We start from the raw sequence: 14,641 nt of genomic DNA, 5'->3' as shown, positions 1-14,641 counted from the left end.
TGGAAATTACGTAGGGGGATACCTGAAATGATGTACTTTGATGAGGCGATTGACGCCGTAGCAAAAATTAAAGTAATTGGAGTCGGTGGCGGTGGTTCAAACGCCGTTAACCGCATGATCGAGCACGGAGTGCAAGGTGTCGAGTTCATCGCCGTCAACACGGACGCGCAAGCACTCAACATGTCAAAAGCAGACGTGAAGCTTCAACTTGGCGCGAAATTGACGCGCGGCCTTGGTGCCGGAGCGAATCCTGATATCGGGAAAAAAGCGGCAGAAGAGAGCCGTGAACAGTTGATTGAAGCGCTCGATGGCGCTGACATGGTCTTCGTCACAGCAGGTATGGGCGGAGGAACTGGGACTGGGGCTGCACCTGTCATCGCTGAGATCTCGAAAGAAATCGGAGCGCTCACAGTCGGTGTCGTCACGAAACCGTTCATGTTCGAAGGACGCAAACGGATGCAACACGCCCAACACGGGATTCAAGCGTTCAAAGAAAAAGTTGATACACTCATCGTTATTCCAAACGATAAGTTGCTTGAAATCGTCGAGCGCAATACGCCGATGATCGAAGCGTTCCGCGAAGCGGATAACGTGCTTCGTCAAGGTGTCCAAGGGATCACAGATTTGATCGCCATTCCTGGGCTCATCAACCTCGACTTCGCTGACGTGAAGACGATCATGACGGAAAAAGGCTCGGCCCTCATGGGTGTCGGTGTCGCGACAGGCGAGAACCGTGCCGTCGAGGCAGCGAAGAAAGCCATCTCATCTCCACTTCTTGAGTCTTCAATCGAAGGCGCGAAAGGTGTCTTGATGAACATCACAGGCGGACTCAGCCTCAGCTTGTTCGAAGTCACGGAAGCTGCTCAAATCGTCCAAAGTGCCGCTGATGAAGAAGTGAACTTGATTTTCGGTTCGGTCATCAACGAAAACTTGAACGATGAGATCATCGTTACCGTGATTGCAACTGAATTCGCAGAAGAAGCGCAAGGGACGAACCCGTTCCTCCAGCAACCGAAGAAAAAACCGGAAGCTGAAGTGAACCGTGAGGCTCAACCTAAAGCGCAAGAAGCTGCGCCACAAGATGAAGGGAACTTCCATAGACCGGTCTATGGCGGGGACGTCCCAGACGAGACGATCAACATCCCAGCGTTCGTAAGACAACGCCGTAACTAAACAACAGGGGGGTGCCGGTTCTCGGCATCCCCTTTTTCTAAAAAAGGAGAATCATATGCGACTGTTACATACATGGGAAACCGAGACTTATCGCTTCCGCGCTTATGTGACGACCCGGACCGACGGACACAACGAAGGCAACGTCGGACTCCACGTCGGGGATGACCCGGAACGAGTCGTCGTCAATCGGGAGCAGTTTTTCGAAGCAGCCGGTCTAGACCTCGCCGATTCGGTATGGGCCGACCAAGTGCATCAGACAAACGTCGAAATCGTCGGAGACGCCGACCGCGGTAAAGGCGCGTATCGTTACGATGAAACGATCCCGGCAACGGACGGTCTCGTCACGACGGCCGATTCGTTACCGCTCGCCCTTGTGTTCGCGGATTGTGTCCCGTTATTCTTTTGCGCCAAAGACCATGGTGTCATCGGTGTGGCGCACGCGGGTTGGAAAGGGACGGTTGGAAACATCGTGTCCTCGATGACGGATGCGTTCGCCACGCTCGGCGTACCGGCCGACGCCATCGACATGTTCGTCGGACCAGCCATCACGGCCGAGGATTACGAGGTCGATCGTCGTGTCCTCGACGCAGTCGAAGCCGTCTCGACGGCCGCTTATGAAGCGTCAGTCTCGGACGAACGAGCGGGCCATGCCCATCTTTCACTGCAACGAGTGAACGAGACGCTCGCCACCGAACGAAATATCGAGGTGACCCAGTCGAACTTGTCGACCGTTGCCGATCGGAGCTTTTTCTCGTATCGGAACGGTGATGCCAAGCGTCGATTTGCGGCCGTCCTCGTCAAGGAGAAGAAATCGTGAGTATAGCCAATAATGTGAATCAAGTCAGACAAATGATTGACGCGCATCGAACCGAGCAACCGGTGACACTCATCGCGGTCACGAAATCGGTCGGTCCCGACGTGGCGAACGCCCTCTATGCAGAAGGCATCCGCGACTTCGGCGAAAATCGTCCGGAAGGGTTGCTTGAAAAAGTCGAGCAGTTGCCGCCTGATGCCAAATTTCATTTCATCGGCAGCTTGCAGACGCGTAAAGTAAGACAAATTATCGACCATGTGGCAGCGATTCATTCGCTTGACCGCCTCTCGCTCGCCGAAGAGATCGATAAGCGCGCCCAAGGCGTGATTGATTGTTTCGTGCAAGTGAACGTATCGGGCGAAGCATCAAAACATGGTCTCGAAAAAGAGGAAGTCGTCCCGTTCATCGAGAACTGTAAACAGTATCCTCACATTCGAATCATCGGGCTGATGACGATGGCCCCGTTCACAGAAGACGAGGCCGTGATTCGGGAGACGTTCCGAAACTTGAGACGATTGCGCGATGACGTCGCGCGTCATGCCTATCCGCATGCACCGTGTACCGAACTGTCAATGGGGATGTCGAATGACTACACGTTGGCAATCGAAGAAGGCGCATCGTTTGTTCGTATTGGAACCGTACTTGTGCAATAATATATTTTAAGGAGGAATCCGTTATGTCAATCAAAAACAAAATGAAGGACTTCTTTGGACTCGAGGAAGATCCGAACAACCAGTTCGAAGGAGACGAGTATGCGGTCGCCGAAACGAAGACACAGCCGATGACGGAGGCAATCGTCAAAAATGAGGACCGTCCGAAAACATCAAACAATATCGTCGCGTTGAACACGAAGAAGAAAGAACGTTCAAAAGTCGTCTTGGCCGAACCGCGTGTATTCGCCGAAGCTCAAGACATCAGCGACCAGTTGAAAGAAAACCGGGCCGTCATCGTCAACCTTCAACGGATGTCGAAAGAGCAGTCTCGTCAAGTCGTCAACTTCTTGTCAGGTGTCGTCTACGCGTTAGAAGGGACGATGACGTCGATTGGACATAACACGATTCTATGTACTCCGAACAACATCGAGTTGACGGGGTCGATCTCGAACTTGATTTCGGAGGACGAACTCAATAGTAAAGGGTGGTAACTGAATGGAAAATGCTATACCTGCGTTAGGCAACACGATCGTTACATTACTTGGATATTATAGTTGGGTCTTGATTGCCTATATTTTATTATCGTGGTTCCCAAATGCGCGTGAATCAAAATTTGGTCAAATCTTGTCGTATCTTTGCGAACCGTTTTTAAATCCGTTTCGTCGCATCATCCCACCAATCGGCGGGATGCTCGACATCTCCCCAATCGTCGCTTTATTTGTGCTACGGATGGCGCAATTTGGAGTGCGCGCGATTTTCGGTATTTAAATGAGCGTCTTCGATCATTATCGACCGAATGAACGGGCATTTATCGAGCAAGTGCTCGATTGGGTTCAACAAGTCGAGGACAACTATATGTTGAAAGTGACGGACTTTTTAGATCCACGCGAGCAACAAATCGTCCGGCAACTCGTCGGAAAGCAGCTCGCGATTTACGAGGATGGCGGATTTGTCGGCGCGGAACGGCGTCGTCTCATCCTGGCTCCGGATTATTATGAGCTCGACCCGAATGACTTTGAGATTGCGATTCGTCAAATCGACTATCCGACCAAGTTCGTCGAATTGACGCACCGTCAAGTGACGGGGACGCTCTTGAACGCCGGGTTGAAGCGGCAAAAGTTTGGCGACGTCGTCCTCGACGATGGCATCGCCCAGTTCGCCACGACACGTGACGCGGCCGGCTTCATCGAGATGAACGTCGATCGGGTCGGCAAGGCCCGGATTCGCATCTCTGAAGTGGCGCCGGAAGCTGTGCTCGTCGTACCGGAAGTCAAATGGAGCGATGAGTTCGGTATCGTCTCGTCACTCCGGTTTGACACGGTCGTCAGCGAAGTGCTCGGGTTATCCCGGCAAAAAGCACAGGCGCTCGTCAAACATGGAGACTGTAAAGTGAACCATAAACCGATTGATGATCCGAGCTTCATCCTTGAACCAGACGATTTGGTCTCGATCCGTGGGTATGGCCGTGTCAAACTGACGGCGATTCTCGGCTCGACAAAGCGTGAGAAAATAAAAATCCAGTATGGCATCATACGTTGAACTTAGGAGGAAAGTCGAATGGCGTTGACACCGATTGATATTCATAATAAAGAGTTCTCGACTCGTTTTCGCGGGTACGATATCGATGAGGTCAATGAATTTTTAGATCAAATCATCAAAGAATTTGAACTATTGATTCGTGAGAATAGAAGGTACGAAGAACTCGTCAACGATATGCAAGCCCGCATTGACTACTTCTCCTCGATGGAAGACACGTTGAACAAATCGATTATCGTCGCCCAAGAGGCAGCAGAAGAAGTGAAGACGAACGCGGCCAAGGAAGCGAGTCTCATTTTGAAGCAAGCCGAACGCGAGGCGCTCGCCCGTGAGGAAGAAGCGTCACGCAAAGAGCAGCTCGCCGAGCGTGAAGTCATTCAAATGCTCAAGAAAGTCGAGTTGTACCGGACCCGGTTCCGCGTCCTCGTCGATGCACAGATGGAGCTGTTGAACAGCACCGAATGGGACACGATTGTCGGGGAGCCGCCGGTCCAGACGGTTCTTGACGATAAGACCGAACTTGCGTATAATGACGACGAAGTCATACCAACCAAACATCACGGATAATACACAATACGTCGATTAGGACACGTCGATAAAGTCATACCTACGAAGCGACTTAGGGAAGGTGCAAGCCTAAGAGAAAGACTTTATCGGTATCCCCTATGAGTGTCGGGCTGAAGTTAGTAAGCACGACCGTCTGACCTCGTTATCGGTTACCAAGAGCGGTCTCGGGGAGTTCCCTTGAGATTAGTAGGGTGGTACCGCGAGTCGACTAACTCGTCCCTATTAGGGGCGGGTTTTTTTGTTGTCAAAAAAAGATGCAGGAGGAGTTTCAATGAACTACAAAGACACATTATTGATGCCTGAGACAGAATTCGCAATGCGCGGAAATCTGCCAAAACGCGAGCCCGCGATGCACGAGGCTTGGGAACAGATGGACCTATACAATCGTGTCCAAGAGAAGAACGCCGGGAAACCGCAATACATCTTGCACGACGGACCTCCGTACGCGAACGGTGACATCCATATGGGCCACGCGCTCAACAAAGTATTGAAAGACATCATCGTCCGCTTCAAATCATTGAACGGCTACCAGTCACCGATGATCCCGGGCTGGGACACGCACGGTCTCCCGATCGAGAACGCGCTCCAAAAAGCGGGCGTCAATCGTAAAGAGATGACCGTCGCCGAGTTCCGTGAGAAGTGTGCGGCGTACGCGATGGAACAAGTGAACTCGCAACGCGAACAGTTCAAACGCCTCGGGTTGCTCGCTGACTTTGACAACCCGTATATCACGCTCCTCCCAGAATACGAAGCGGCTCAAATCCGTCTCTTCGGTACGATGGCTGAAAAGGGCTACATCTATAAAGGGAAGAAACCGGTCTATTGGTCACCGTCTTCTGAATCGGCGCTCGCCGAGGCTGAAATCGAATACTATGACAAGAAGTCACCGGCCATCTACGTGGCGTTCCAAGTCGTCGACGGCAAAGACGTCCTGCAGACGACCGACCACTTCGTCATCTGGACGACGACACCATGGACGATCCCGGCCAACCTTGGGATCGCGGTCAGCGACGAGTTGACGTACACGCGCATCGAGCATGACGGCAAAGGCTATATCGTCGCCGAATCGCTCGTTGAAGAAGTGACGACGGCACTCAAGTGGACGGATTATACGGTGAGCGGCTCTTGGAACGGACGTGAGTTCGAACACATGACGGCGCAACACCCGCTCTACGACCGGACCTCGCTCGTCATGATCGGTGATCACGTCACCGCTGACGCGACAGGTCTCGTCCATACGGCACCTGGTCACGGGGAAGACGACTATCGTGTCGGACAAGCATACGGACTCGACGTTCTGTGCCCGGTCGATGACCGTGGTTATATGACGGATGAGGCGCCAGGTTTCGAAGGCTTGTTCTATGAAGACGCGAACAAACAAATCGGCATGAAGCTCGAAGAGAACGGCTATCTCCTCAACTTGAAATTCATCAAACACTCGTACCCGCATGACTGGCGTACGAAAAAACCGGTCATCTTCCGCGCCACACCGCAATGGTTCGCCTCAATCAAAGACTTCCGGGCCGACATGCTCCGTGAAATCGAAGAAGTGAAATGGGTACCGGAATGGGGCATGACACGCCTTTACAACATGGTCCGTGACCGTGGGGACTGGGTCATCAGCCGTCAACGCGCTTGGGGCGTCCCAATCCCGATCTTCTACGCCGAAGACGGAACGGAAATCATCACGAACGAGACGATCGATCACATCGCCAACTTGTTCCATGAGCACGGCTCGAACGTCTGGTATGAGCGTGAAGCGAAAGATTTGTTGCCAGAAGGCTTCACACACCCGAACAGCCCGAACGGCGAGTTCCGTAAAGAACTCGACATCATGGACGTCTGGTTTGACTCAGGTTCGTCGCATGCGGGCGTCCTCGAACAGCGCGATAACTTGCGCCGTCCGGCCGACTTGTACCTTGAAGGCTCTGACCAATACCGCGGCTGGTTCAACTCGTCACTCTCGACGGCAGTCGCGACGACGGGCAAAGCACCGTATCGCAACGTGCTCAGCCACGGCTTCGTCCTCGACGGTGACGGCCGCAAGATGTCGAAGTCACTCGGTAACACGATTGCACCGAACGACCTCGTCAAACAGTACGGAGCGGAAATCGTCCGCCTTTGGGTATCGTCGGTCGACTATCAGTCCGATGTCCGTGCGTCACACGATAACTTTAAACAAGTGTCGGAAGTATACCGGAAAATCCGCAACACGTTGCGCTTCTTGCTCGGTAACTTGAACGGGTTCGACCCATCGATGCGTGTCGCGTTCGAAGACATGCCGGAAGCGGACCGCTTCATGGCGACAAAACTCAAACAGCTGCAAGCGAAAGTCGTCAAAGCGTATGATACGTTCGACTTCATGGCCGTCTATCACTTGAGCCATAATTTCTGTGTCAACGAGTTGTCGTCATTCTACCTCGACTTCACGAAAGATATTCTGTATATCGAGCGCGAAGATGATGCGCGTCGTCGTGCCGTCCAAACGGTCATGTATGACACGGTCGTCACGCTCACGAAATTGCTCGCACCGATCCTTCCGCACACGGCGGATGAGGTGTGGCAAGAAGTGCCGGCTAAACAAGCGGATAGCGTCTTCTTGACGGACCTTGACGAAGTAGCGGCATTGTCGGAAGACGAGAAGGCGTTGCTCGCGAAATGGTCGAAGTTCCTCACGTTCCGGGATGACGTCTTGAAAGCGATCGAGATCGCCCGCGGTGAGAAATTGATTGGGAAACCGCTCGAAGCGAAGCTGCTCGTCGCGCCAAAAGGTGAGACGAAACAGTTGCTCGAGACGATTGACAACGTCCGCCAATTGCTACAAGTGTCACAGCTCGATTACGTCGAGTCGGCCGATGTCGACTATGCGACGGCCGAAATCAGCGTCTTGAAGGCTGACGGTGCCCCTTGTGCCCGTTGCTGGACGTACTCGACCGAACTCGGTCAAGACGAACAGCACCCAGAGCTTTGCCCGCGTTGTACAGAAGTCATCGCATAAGCCGGACCGGAGTGGCGATCGTCCACTCCGGTTTCTTATGACTTGAAAGGAGAATCTGATGAAACGTTACTACGGATTAGCACTTTTCCTCATATTGTTCGACCAAGTGACCAAATGGATCGTCGTCCAGACGATGACGATTGGACAGTCGATCGAACTCATCCCTGGGTTGCTGTATTTGACGTCTTACCGTAATAAAGGCGCGGCCTGGGGCATGCTCGAAGGGCAGATGGTGTTCTTTTTCATCGTCACCGCCATCGTCGTCGTCGGGTTGATTTACTTCTTGCATAAAGAAGTGAACGGCTTCGATTTGCTCGGTTATAGCGTCGGGTTACTGCTCGCCGGTGCGATCGGGAACTTCATCGACCGTCTCTTCCGCGGCGAAGTCGTCGATTTTGTCGACACGTACCCGTTCGGCTATAACTTCCCCATCTTTAATGTCGCCGATATGGCGCTCACGTTCGGGGTCATCTTTATGATCATCGGCGTCTTGTTCGAAGAAAAACTAAACAAAGAAAGGGGACAATCGTAATGGAAACTTACACATTTGTCGCCGAAGAAAAGGCTCGTATCGATAAATGGATGAGCGAACAAAGTGACTGGTCACGTTCGCAAATCCAAGACTGGATCAAGGCGGGAGACCTGCTCGTCAACGGACAGATCGTCAAGCCGAACTATAAACTGCAAGAAGGCGACGAAATCGTCGTGACGGTCCCAGATGCCGTCGAACTCGAAGTATTACCTGAGCATATCCAGCTCGACGTCGTCTATGAGGACGAGGATGTCATCGTCGTCAATAAGGCACGCGGCATGGTCGTCCATCCGGCGGCCGGCCATACGTCAGGGACGCTCGTCAACGCGCTCCTCTACCACTGTGACGACTTGTCAGGGATCAATGGTGTCAAACGACCAGGTATCGTCCACCGCATCGACAAAGACACGACCGGTCTTCTCATGGTCGCGAAAAACGATGTGGCGCACGAATCGCTCGCGAGCCAGTTGAAGGATCGTAAAATCAAGCGTGAATACATCGCCCTCGTCCATGGCGAAGTCGCCCATGAACTCGGGACGATCGAGGCGCCGATCGGGCGTGACACGAACGACCGTCAACGGATGACGGTGACGGACAAAAACGCGAAAGAAGCAATCACGCACTTCCGTCTGCTCGAGCGGTACAAAGACTTCACGCTCGTCGAGTGTAAATTGGAGACGGGACGGACGCACCAAATCCGCGTCCATATGCGTTATATCGGCCATCCGCTCGCCGGTGACCCGAAATACGGTCCGCGTCGCACGATTCAATTGAACGGTCAGGCGCTCCACGCGGCGACGCTCGGTTTCTTCCATCCGCGCACGAACGAATGGCTCGAATTTGAAGCGCCGCTCCCGGCCGACTTCGAGGCGGAGCTTGCCAAATTAGACAAAATCGAGAAAACGCGTTGACTTTCAACCGATTCCGATTTATAGTCTAGGAAGCATAACACCTTTAAACCCAGTCCAGAGAGGCTGTGAAAGGATTGTGGCCGCGGCCACGACACGTCGATTATTTGAGGCAGAGGTCTGCCCTCACATATGAAGACTTCCTTTTCCAGCCGGATGAGGAAGTCTTCTTTTTTATACAATTTGAGAGAGGGGGGAACCGTTTGAAACGTTCTACCATTTTAGATGAAGCGGCCATTCGCCGCGCTTTGACCCGAATCGCCCACGAGATCATCGAACGCAACAAAGGGACGGACAACGTCGTCCTTGTTGGGATAAAAACCCGAGGCGAGACGCTCGCCGACCGACTCGCGCATCGCATCGAAGAAATCGAAGGTAAGCCGATCGCGCTCGGTAACTTGGACATCACGCTCTACCGGGACGATTTGTCCAAGAAGTCACTCGACCCGGAAGTGAAAGCGACAGAATTGCCGCACGACATCAACGGCAAGACGGTCGTCTTGATTGACGACGTCCTCTACACGGGCCGTACGGTGCGAGCCGCCATGGACGCACTCGTCGACCACGGTCGCCCGGATTACATCCAGCTCGCCGTCTTGATTGACCGGGGACACCGCGAACTACCGATTCGCCCCGACTTCGTCGGCAAGAACGTCCCGACGTCGAAAACAGAGCAAGTCGTCGTCCGACTCAGTGAAGTCGACACGACCGATGAAGTGTTCATCAAACAGCAATAAACCAAAACCTTTAAGGTGGTCCAGAGAGGCCAGGAAGGAGATTCACATATGAAACCAATCCTCAACATCCACGAGCGTCCCGCTCACTTACCGCAATGGCTGCTCTTCAGCCTGCAACACGTCTTCGCCATGTTCGGAGCGACAATCTTAGTCCCGATTTTGACTGGACTGAACACGTCCGTCGCCCTCGTCGCTTCCGGTGTGGCCACGCTCTCATTCCTAGCCATTACCCGATTCAAAGTTCCGACCTATCTCGGATCGAGCTTCGCGTACATCGCCCCGATTATCGCGGTCAGCCAGCAATGGGGTGTCGAAGCCGCCCTGTTCGGTGGCATCATCGCCGGATCGGTCTACGGTGTCGTCTCGCTCATCATCTATAAGACAGGGGTGAACTGGTTGTTGCGTCTCTTGCCGCCAGTCGTCGTCGGTCCGGTCATCATGGTCATCGGTTTGTCACTCGCGCCGGTCGCGATCGACATGTCGATGAACAAAGACGGAGCCTACAACGGAACGTTCATCACCGTCGCGTTGCTCACGCTCGGTATCACAATGTTCGCCATGACGACGCTCAAAGGAGTATGGGGCGCCGTGCCAATCTTGTTCGGGATTATCGGCGGTTACATCATCGCCGCGCTGTTCGGCATCATCGACTACTCGGCGCTCGGTCAAGCGAGCTTGTTCCAACTGCCTGACTTCACGATGGTGTTCGTTGACTACATGCCGATGTGGCAAGTCGGGGCACTCTTAGCCATCGTCCCAGTCGCCCTCGTCACGATGACCGAACATATCGGCGACCAGATGGTCACGTCGAAAATCATCGGACGCGAGACGATGAAAGACCCAGGTCTCCATCGGACGCTTCTCGGCGACGGTGTCGGGAAAGCGGTCGCCTCGGCACTCGGTGGTCCTCCGTGCACGACTTACGGGGAGAACAACGGGGTCATGGCCATCACGAAAGTGTATAGCGTCTATGTCATCGCCGGAGCGGCGCTCATGGCCATCAGCTTTGGGTTCCTCGGACATGTCGAAGCGTTCATCTCGACGATCCCGAACCCGGTCAAAGGCGGCATCTCGATCCTCTTGTTCGGGGTCATCGCCTCGAATGGTCTGCGGACGATGGTCGAAAGCAACGTCAATCTCGCCGAGAAACGCAACCTCATCATCGCCTCGGTCATCCTCGTCATCGGACTCGGTGGGGCGATGGTCCAACTCGGCAGCTTCCCAGTCCAAGGGATGGCGCTCGCGACAGTCGTCGGGATTCTCTTGAACGCCTTCTTGCCGAAAGAAGAAGCGGTCGACGAATCTGCTGCCGAAACAACTGAAGACACACGACAAGCAAGTAACTTTTAATTCGATCCCGTGAGGTCGGCAAAGTGAAGGCTCGTTTATTTGGGTGTAGTCTACCCGAATAAAGGCGTCCCTTCACGTAGGTGAAGAGACGCCTTTTCTCTTTGCCTTCACACAAAAGGAGGAGACGAACATGAACTTAATCAAACAACAACCGAAGCATTTTGTCAGTCTGGACACACTCTCGCTCGACGAGATCATGGGGTTGATCGAGGAGTCGCTACGCTATAAACAAGGGGACATGCCGCCCTTGTTCGACGGGAAGACGGTCGCGAACTTGTTCTTTGAAAACTCGACGCGGACGAAAAATTCGTTTCAAATGGCCGAACGGCACTTGAAGGTCCAAGAGATCCCGTTCGACGTGGCGACGTCCTCGGTGACGAAAGGTGAGACGTTGTATGACACATGTAAGACGCTCGAGGCGATCGGGGTCGATGCCCTCGTGATTCGCCATCCGGAGTCGGGTTACTACCATGAACTCGTCGAAAAGTTGAATATCCCTGTGCTGAACGGCGGTGACGGGAGCGGGGAACACCCGTCCCAGTCACTCCTCGACCTCGTCACAATCTTTGAAGAGTTCAAGACGTTCGAGGGATTGAATATCGCCATCTGCGGTGACCTCGTCCATAGCCGTGTCGCCCGCTCGAACGCCTCGGTACTCAAACGGTTCGGCGCGAACGTCGTCGGCTGCAGTCCAGCCTCTTGGTGGGATGAGTCGATGGGGCTAGAGCATCGTGACCTCGACGACGTGTTGGCGGACTGTGACGTCATCATGTTGCTACGCGTTCAGCACGAACGCCATATCATGGGCGACATCTTCTCGAAAGAAGATTATCATGCGCGCTACGGGTTGACACCCGCCCGCGTCGAGCGAATGAAAGGACAAGCGATCATCATGCATCCGGCCCCGGTCAATCGGGACGTCGAGATTGCGGGCAGTTTGATTGAACATCCGAAGTCGCGCATCTTTCCGCAGATGACGAACGGCGTTTACGCCCGGATGGCCATTTTAAATCGAGCATTAGGGGGACAATTATGATACTTCAACACGCAACTTGGTATGACGGGAACACGAAACGGACGACGAATCTATTGATCGAGGATGGCGAAATCCGCTCGGTCGACTATAAAGGTACGACCGAAGGACATGACGTGATTGATGTGACAGGAAAGCTACTCATTCCGGGTCTCGTCGATGTCCACGTCCACTTGCGCGAGCCGGGCGGAGAGAAGAAAGAGACGATCAAGACGGGTACCGAGGCGGCAGCGGCCGGCGGGTTCACCACGATTTGCGCCATGCCGAACACGCGTCCCGTCCCGGACGACCGGGAGACGATGGACCAACTGTTGGCTAAGATCGAGCAAGACGCAAGCGTGCGCGTCCTGCCGTACGCCGCCATCACGAAACGGCAGCTCGGCACCGAGCAAGTCGACATGGCCTCGCTCGCAGATTCGTTCGCCTTCACCGATGACGGGGTCGGCGTCCAATCGGCGGCGATGATGCGTGAAGCGATGCGTGAGGCGAAGCGACTCGACAAAGCGATTGTCGCCCACTGCGAGGACAATACGCTCAAGGCCGGTTCGGTCCACGAAGGCCGGTTCAGTGAAGAACATGGCATCCAAGGCATCCCGAGCCTCGCGGAGAGCATCCATATCGCCCGCGACGTCTTGATCGCCGAAGAGACGGGTTGCCACTATCACGTTTGCCACGTCTCATCACGACAATCGGTGCGCGTCATCCGAGACGCCAAACGAGCCGGGATCCGGGTGACGGCCGAAGTGACGCCGCATCACCTCGTCCTCTGTGAAGACGATATCCCGGGGCTCGACCCGAACTTCAAGATGAACCCGCCGCTCCGCAGCGCGGACGACCGGGAGGCGCTACTCGAAGGCTTGTTCGATGGCACGATCGATATGATTGCGACCGATCACGCCCCACATACGGCCGAAGAAAAGGCGGCCGGAATGGAACGGGCCCCGTTCGGCATCACCGGTTTCGAGACGGCGTTCCCGTTACTATACACGACGTTCGTCAAAACGGGACAGATGGAAGAAGCGGCGCTCATCGATTGGATGACGAAACGTCCGAGCGACGTGTTCGGATTGCCGTACGGTGTGATTGAAGTCGGACGGGCAGCGGACTTCGCGCTCATCGATACCGAGACGGAGCGGGTGGTCGATCCGACGACGTTCCGCTCGAAAGGGAAAAATACACCGTTCGCCGGGAAAAAACTAGTAGGCTGGCCGGTCATGACGATCGCGGCCGGAAAAATCGTATATAAGGGGAGATTCGATGAAACGAACATTATGGCTTGAGGACGGTACTTCATTTGTAGGACAAGCATTCGGCGTAGACGTCGAGACGATTGGGGAAGTCGTCTTCCAGACCGGGATGACCGGATATCAAGAGATGTTGTCTGACCCGTCTTATTGTGATCAACTCATCGTGTTGACCAACCCGTTGATCGGAAACTATGGCGTCAACCGGGAAGATTTTGAGACGACCGTACCGATGGCGAAAGGGCTCATCGTCAAAGAAGTGTGCGACGCGCCGTCGAACTTCCGCTCGACGGCAACGCTTCATGATACGCTCAAACGCTTCAACATTCCGGGTCTAGCAGGGGTCGACACACGCATGTTGACGCGCCATCTGCGCTCACTCGGTGTCATGCGCGGTGTCATGGTCGACGGTGACTCGACGTGGGAGACGGTGAAAGCTCAATTCGACGTGTTACTTCCGACCAATCAAGTCGAACGCGTCTCGACGAAACGGGCGTATGTCAGCACCGGCAGCGGGCCACGGATCGCCCTGATCGACTTCGGCGCGAAGCTCGGCATCATGCGTGAACTCGTGAAGCGCGACTGTGAAGTCGTCGTCTTGCCGCACGACGTGACGGCCGAAGAAGTGATGCGCTACGAACCGGACGGCGTCATGCTGTCGAACGGACCGGGGGACCCGAAAGACGTCCCGACGGCGCTGCCGCTCATCGAGCGCCTCATGCCGACACTGCCGATCTTCGGGATTTGTCTCGGCCATCAGTTGATTGCGCTCGCGAGCGGTGCCAACACGTTCAAACTTCCGTTCGGCCATCGCGGTGCCAACCATCCCGTGCTCGAACTTGAGACCGGAGCGGTGACGATCACGTCCCAAAACCACGGCTATGCGGTGGATGAGGCGTCACTCGCGACGACCGGACTCGTCGTCACGCATCGCGCCGTCAACGATGGCACGGTCGAAGGGGTGAAGCACTTGCATCATCCGACGTTCTCGGTCCAATATCATCCCGAGGCGGCACCGGGTCCATACGATGCCAACGATTTATTTGACCGTTTCATGCAACTCGTTCAAGAAAACAAACAGAAAGTAGGAATGTGA

Annotated in this window: 15 protein-coding genes; all 15 read left to right on the top strand. The window is 54.4% G+C overall.

All coding sequences use genetic code 11. The features are described from left to right. Nucleotides 1-27 precede the first annotated feature (27 nt). Nucleotides 28-1,173, top strand: a complete 1,146-nt coding sequence (ftsZ, locus tag NMQ00_RS09890) for a cell division protein FtsZ (protein WP_255176562.1) — start codon at nucleotides 28-30, stop codon at nucleotides 1,171-1,173. A gap of 55 nt (nucleotides 1,174-1,228) precedes the next feature. Further along, the gene (gene pgeF, locus NMQ00_RS09885; RefSeq protein WP_255176561.1) at nucleotides 1,229-1,990 is read left to right on the top strand and encodes a peptidoglycan editing factor PgeF; all 762 of its coding nucleotides are present in this window, start codon (nucleotides 1,229-1,231) and stop codon (nucleotides 1,988-1,990) included. Then, nucleotides 1,987-2,640: a YggS family pyridoxal phosphate-dependent enzyme gene (locus NMQ00_RS09880; RefSeq protein WP_255176560.1), complete on the top strand. Its 654-nt coding sequence runs from the start codon at nucleotides 1,987-1,989 to the stop codon at nucleotides 2,638-2,640. Before pgeF ends, NMQ00_RS09880 begins: the two co-directional genes overlap by 4 nt. Before the next feature lie 23 nt (nucleotides 2,641-2,663). Beyond that, nucleotides 2,664-3,131: a cell division protein SepF gene (locus NMQ00_RS09875; protein ID WP_255176559.1), complete on the top strand. Its 468-nt coding sequence runs from the start codon at nucleotides 2,664-2,666 to the stop codon at nucleotides 3,129-3,131. A gap of 4 nt (nucleotides 3,132-3,135) precedes the next feature. After that, nucleotides 3,136-3,408: a YggT family protein gene (locus NMQ00_RS09870; RefSeq protein WP_021067051.1), complete on the top strand. Its 273-nt coding sequence runs from the start codon at nucleotides 3,136-3,138 to the stop codon at nucleotides 3,406-3,408. Next, complete coding sequence (locus NMQ00_RS09865) at nucleotides 3,409-4,179, top strand: YlmH family RNA-binding protein (RefSeq protein ID WP_021067052.1); 771 nt, start codon at nucleotides 3,409-3,411, stop codon at nucleotides 4,177-4,179. It abuts the gene before it with no gap. Nucleotides 4,180-4,197: 18 nt separating this feature from the next. Then, a complete protein-coding gene (locus tag NMQ00_RS09860) occupies nucleotides 4,198-4,743 on the top strand; it encodes a DivIVA domain-containing protein (RefSeq protein ID WP_255176558.1) in 546 nt (181 codons plus the stop codon). A 271-nt stretch (nucleotides 4,744-5,014) separates the two neighbouring features. Continuing rightward, nucleotides 5,015-7,741, top strand: a complete 2,727-nt coding sequence (gene ileS, locus NMQ00_RS09855; protein WP_255176557.1) for an isoleucine--tRNA ligase — start codon at nucleotides 5,015-5,017, stop codon at nucleotides 7,739-7,741. A 58-nt stretch (nucleotides 7,742-7,799) separates the two neighbouring features. After that, nucleotides 7,800-8,273, top strand: coding sequence for a signal peptidase II (gene lspA, locus NMQ00_RS09850; protein ID WP_255176556.1), 474 nt, complete (start codon nucleotides 7,800-7,802; stop codon nucleotides 8,271-8,273). Then, a complete protein-coding gene (locus tag NMQ00_RS09845) occupies nucleotides 8,273-9,184 on the top strand; it encodes an RluA family pseudouridine synthase (RefSeq protein WP_255176555.1) in 912 nt (303 codons plus the stop codon). The genes lspA and NMQ00_RS09845 overlap by 1 nt, the downstream gene beginning before the upstream one ends. Before the next feature lie 200 nt (nucleotides 9,185-9,384). Then, the gene (pyrR, locus tag NMQ00_RS09840) at nucleotides 9,385-9,918 is read left to right on the top strand and encodes a bifunctional pyr operon transcriptional regulator/uracil phosphoribosyltransferase PyrR (RefSeq protein WP_114165490.1); all 534 of its coding nucleotides are present in this window, start codon (nucleotides 9,385-9,387) and stop codon (nucleotides 9,916-9,918) included. A gap of 48 nt (nucleotides 9,919-9,966) precedes the next feature. Next, entirely contained in the window at nucleotides 9,967-11,268 is a 1,302-nt protein-coding gene (locus NMQ00_RS09835; RefSeq protein WP_255176554.1) for a uracil-xanthine permease family protein, read from the top strand. 130 nt (nucleotides 11,269-11,398) lie between these two features. Then, nucleotides 11,399-12,304, top strand: coding sequence for an aspartate carbamoyltransferase catalytic subunit (locus NMQ00_RS09830; protein ID WP_255176553.1), 906 nt, complete (start codon nucleotides 11,399-11,401; stop codon nucleotides 12,302-12,304). After that, the gene (locus tag NMQ00_RS09825) at nucleotides 12,301-13,581 is read left to right on the top strand and encodes a dihydroorotase (RefSeq protein WP_255176552.1); all 1,281 of its coding nucleotides are present in this window, start codon (nucleotides 12,301-12,303) and stop codon (nucleotides 13,579-13,581) included. Before NMQ00_RS09830 ends, NMQ00_RS09825 begins: the two co-directional genes overlap by 4 nt. Continuing rightward, nucleotides 13,559-14,641, top strand: coding sequence for a carbamoyl phosphate synthase small subunit (locus NMQ00_RS09820; protein ID WP_255176551.1), 1,083 nt, complete (start codon nucleotides 13,559-13,561; stop codon nucleotides 14,639-14,641). Before NMQ00_RS09825 ends, NMQ00_RS09820 begins: the two co-directional genes overlap by 23 nt.

Source organism: Exiguobacterium aurantiacum (assembly GCF_024362205.1).
In the GTDB taxonomy this organism is placed as follows: domain Bacteria; phylum Bacillota; class Bacilli; order Exiguobacteriales; family Exiguobacteriaceae; genus Exiguobacterium; species Exiguobacterium aurantiacum_B.
This window is presented reverse-complemented; position numbering and strand designations above follow the sequence as displayed.

Excerpts from the sequence above, each read along its gene's own strand:
- ftsZ (WP_255176562.1), top strand. The coding sequence starts at position 28 with ATGATGTACTTTGATGAGGCGATTGACGCCGTAGCAAAAATTAAAGTA.
- pgeF (WP_255176561.1), top strand. The coding sequence starts at position 1,229 with ATGCGACTGTTACATACATGGGAAACCGAGACTTATCGCTTCCGCGCT.
- NMQ00_RS09875 (WP_255176559.1), top strand. The coding sequence starts at position 2,664 with ATGTCAATCAAAAACAAAATGAAGGACTTCTTTGGACTCGAGGAAGAT.
- NMQ00_RS09870 (WP_021067051.1), top strand. The coding sequence starts at position 3,136 with ATGGAAAATGCTATACCTGCGTTAGGCAACACGATCGTTACATTACTT.
- NMQ00_RS09865 (WP_021067052.1), top strand. The coding sequence starts at position 3,409 with ATGAGCGTCTTCGATCATTATCGACCGAATGAACGGGCATTTATCGAG.
- NMQ00_RS09860 (WP_255176558.1), top strand. The coding sequence starts at position 4,198 with ATGGCGTTGACACCGATTGATATTCATAATAAAGAGTTCTCGACTCGT.
- ileS (WP_255176557.1), top strand. The coding sequence starts at position 5,015 with ATGAACTACAAAGACACATTATTGATGCCTGAGACAGAATTCGCAATG.
- lspA (WP_255176556.1), top strand. The coding sequence starts at position 7,800 with ATGAAACGTTACTACGGATTAGCACTTTTCCTCATATTGTTCGACCAA.
- NMQ00_RS09845 (WP_255176555.1), top strand. The coding sequence starts at position 8,273 with ATGGAAACTTACACATTTGTCGCCGAAGAAAAGGCTCGTATCGATAAA.
- NMQ00_RS09835 (WP_255176554.1), top strand. The coding sequence starts at position 9,967 with ATGAAACCAATCCTCAACATCCACGAGCGTCCCGCTCACTTACCGCAA.
- NMQ00_RS09830 (WP_255176553.1), top strand. The coding sequence starts at position 11,399 with ATGAACTTAATCAAACAACAACCGAAGCATTTTGTCAGTCTGGACACA.
- NMQ00_RS09825 (WP_255176552.1), top strand. The coding sequence starts at position 12,301 with ATGATACTTCAACACGCAACTTGGTATGACGGGAACACGAAACGGACG.
- NMQ00_RS09820 (WP_255176551.1), top strand. The coding sequence starts at position 13,559 with ATGAAACGAACATTATGGCTTGAGGACGGTACTTCATTTGTAGGACAA.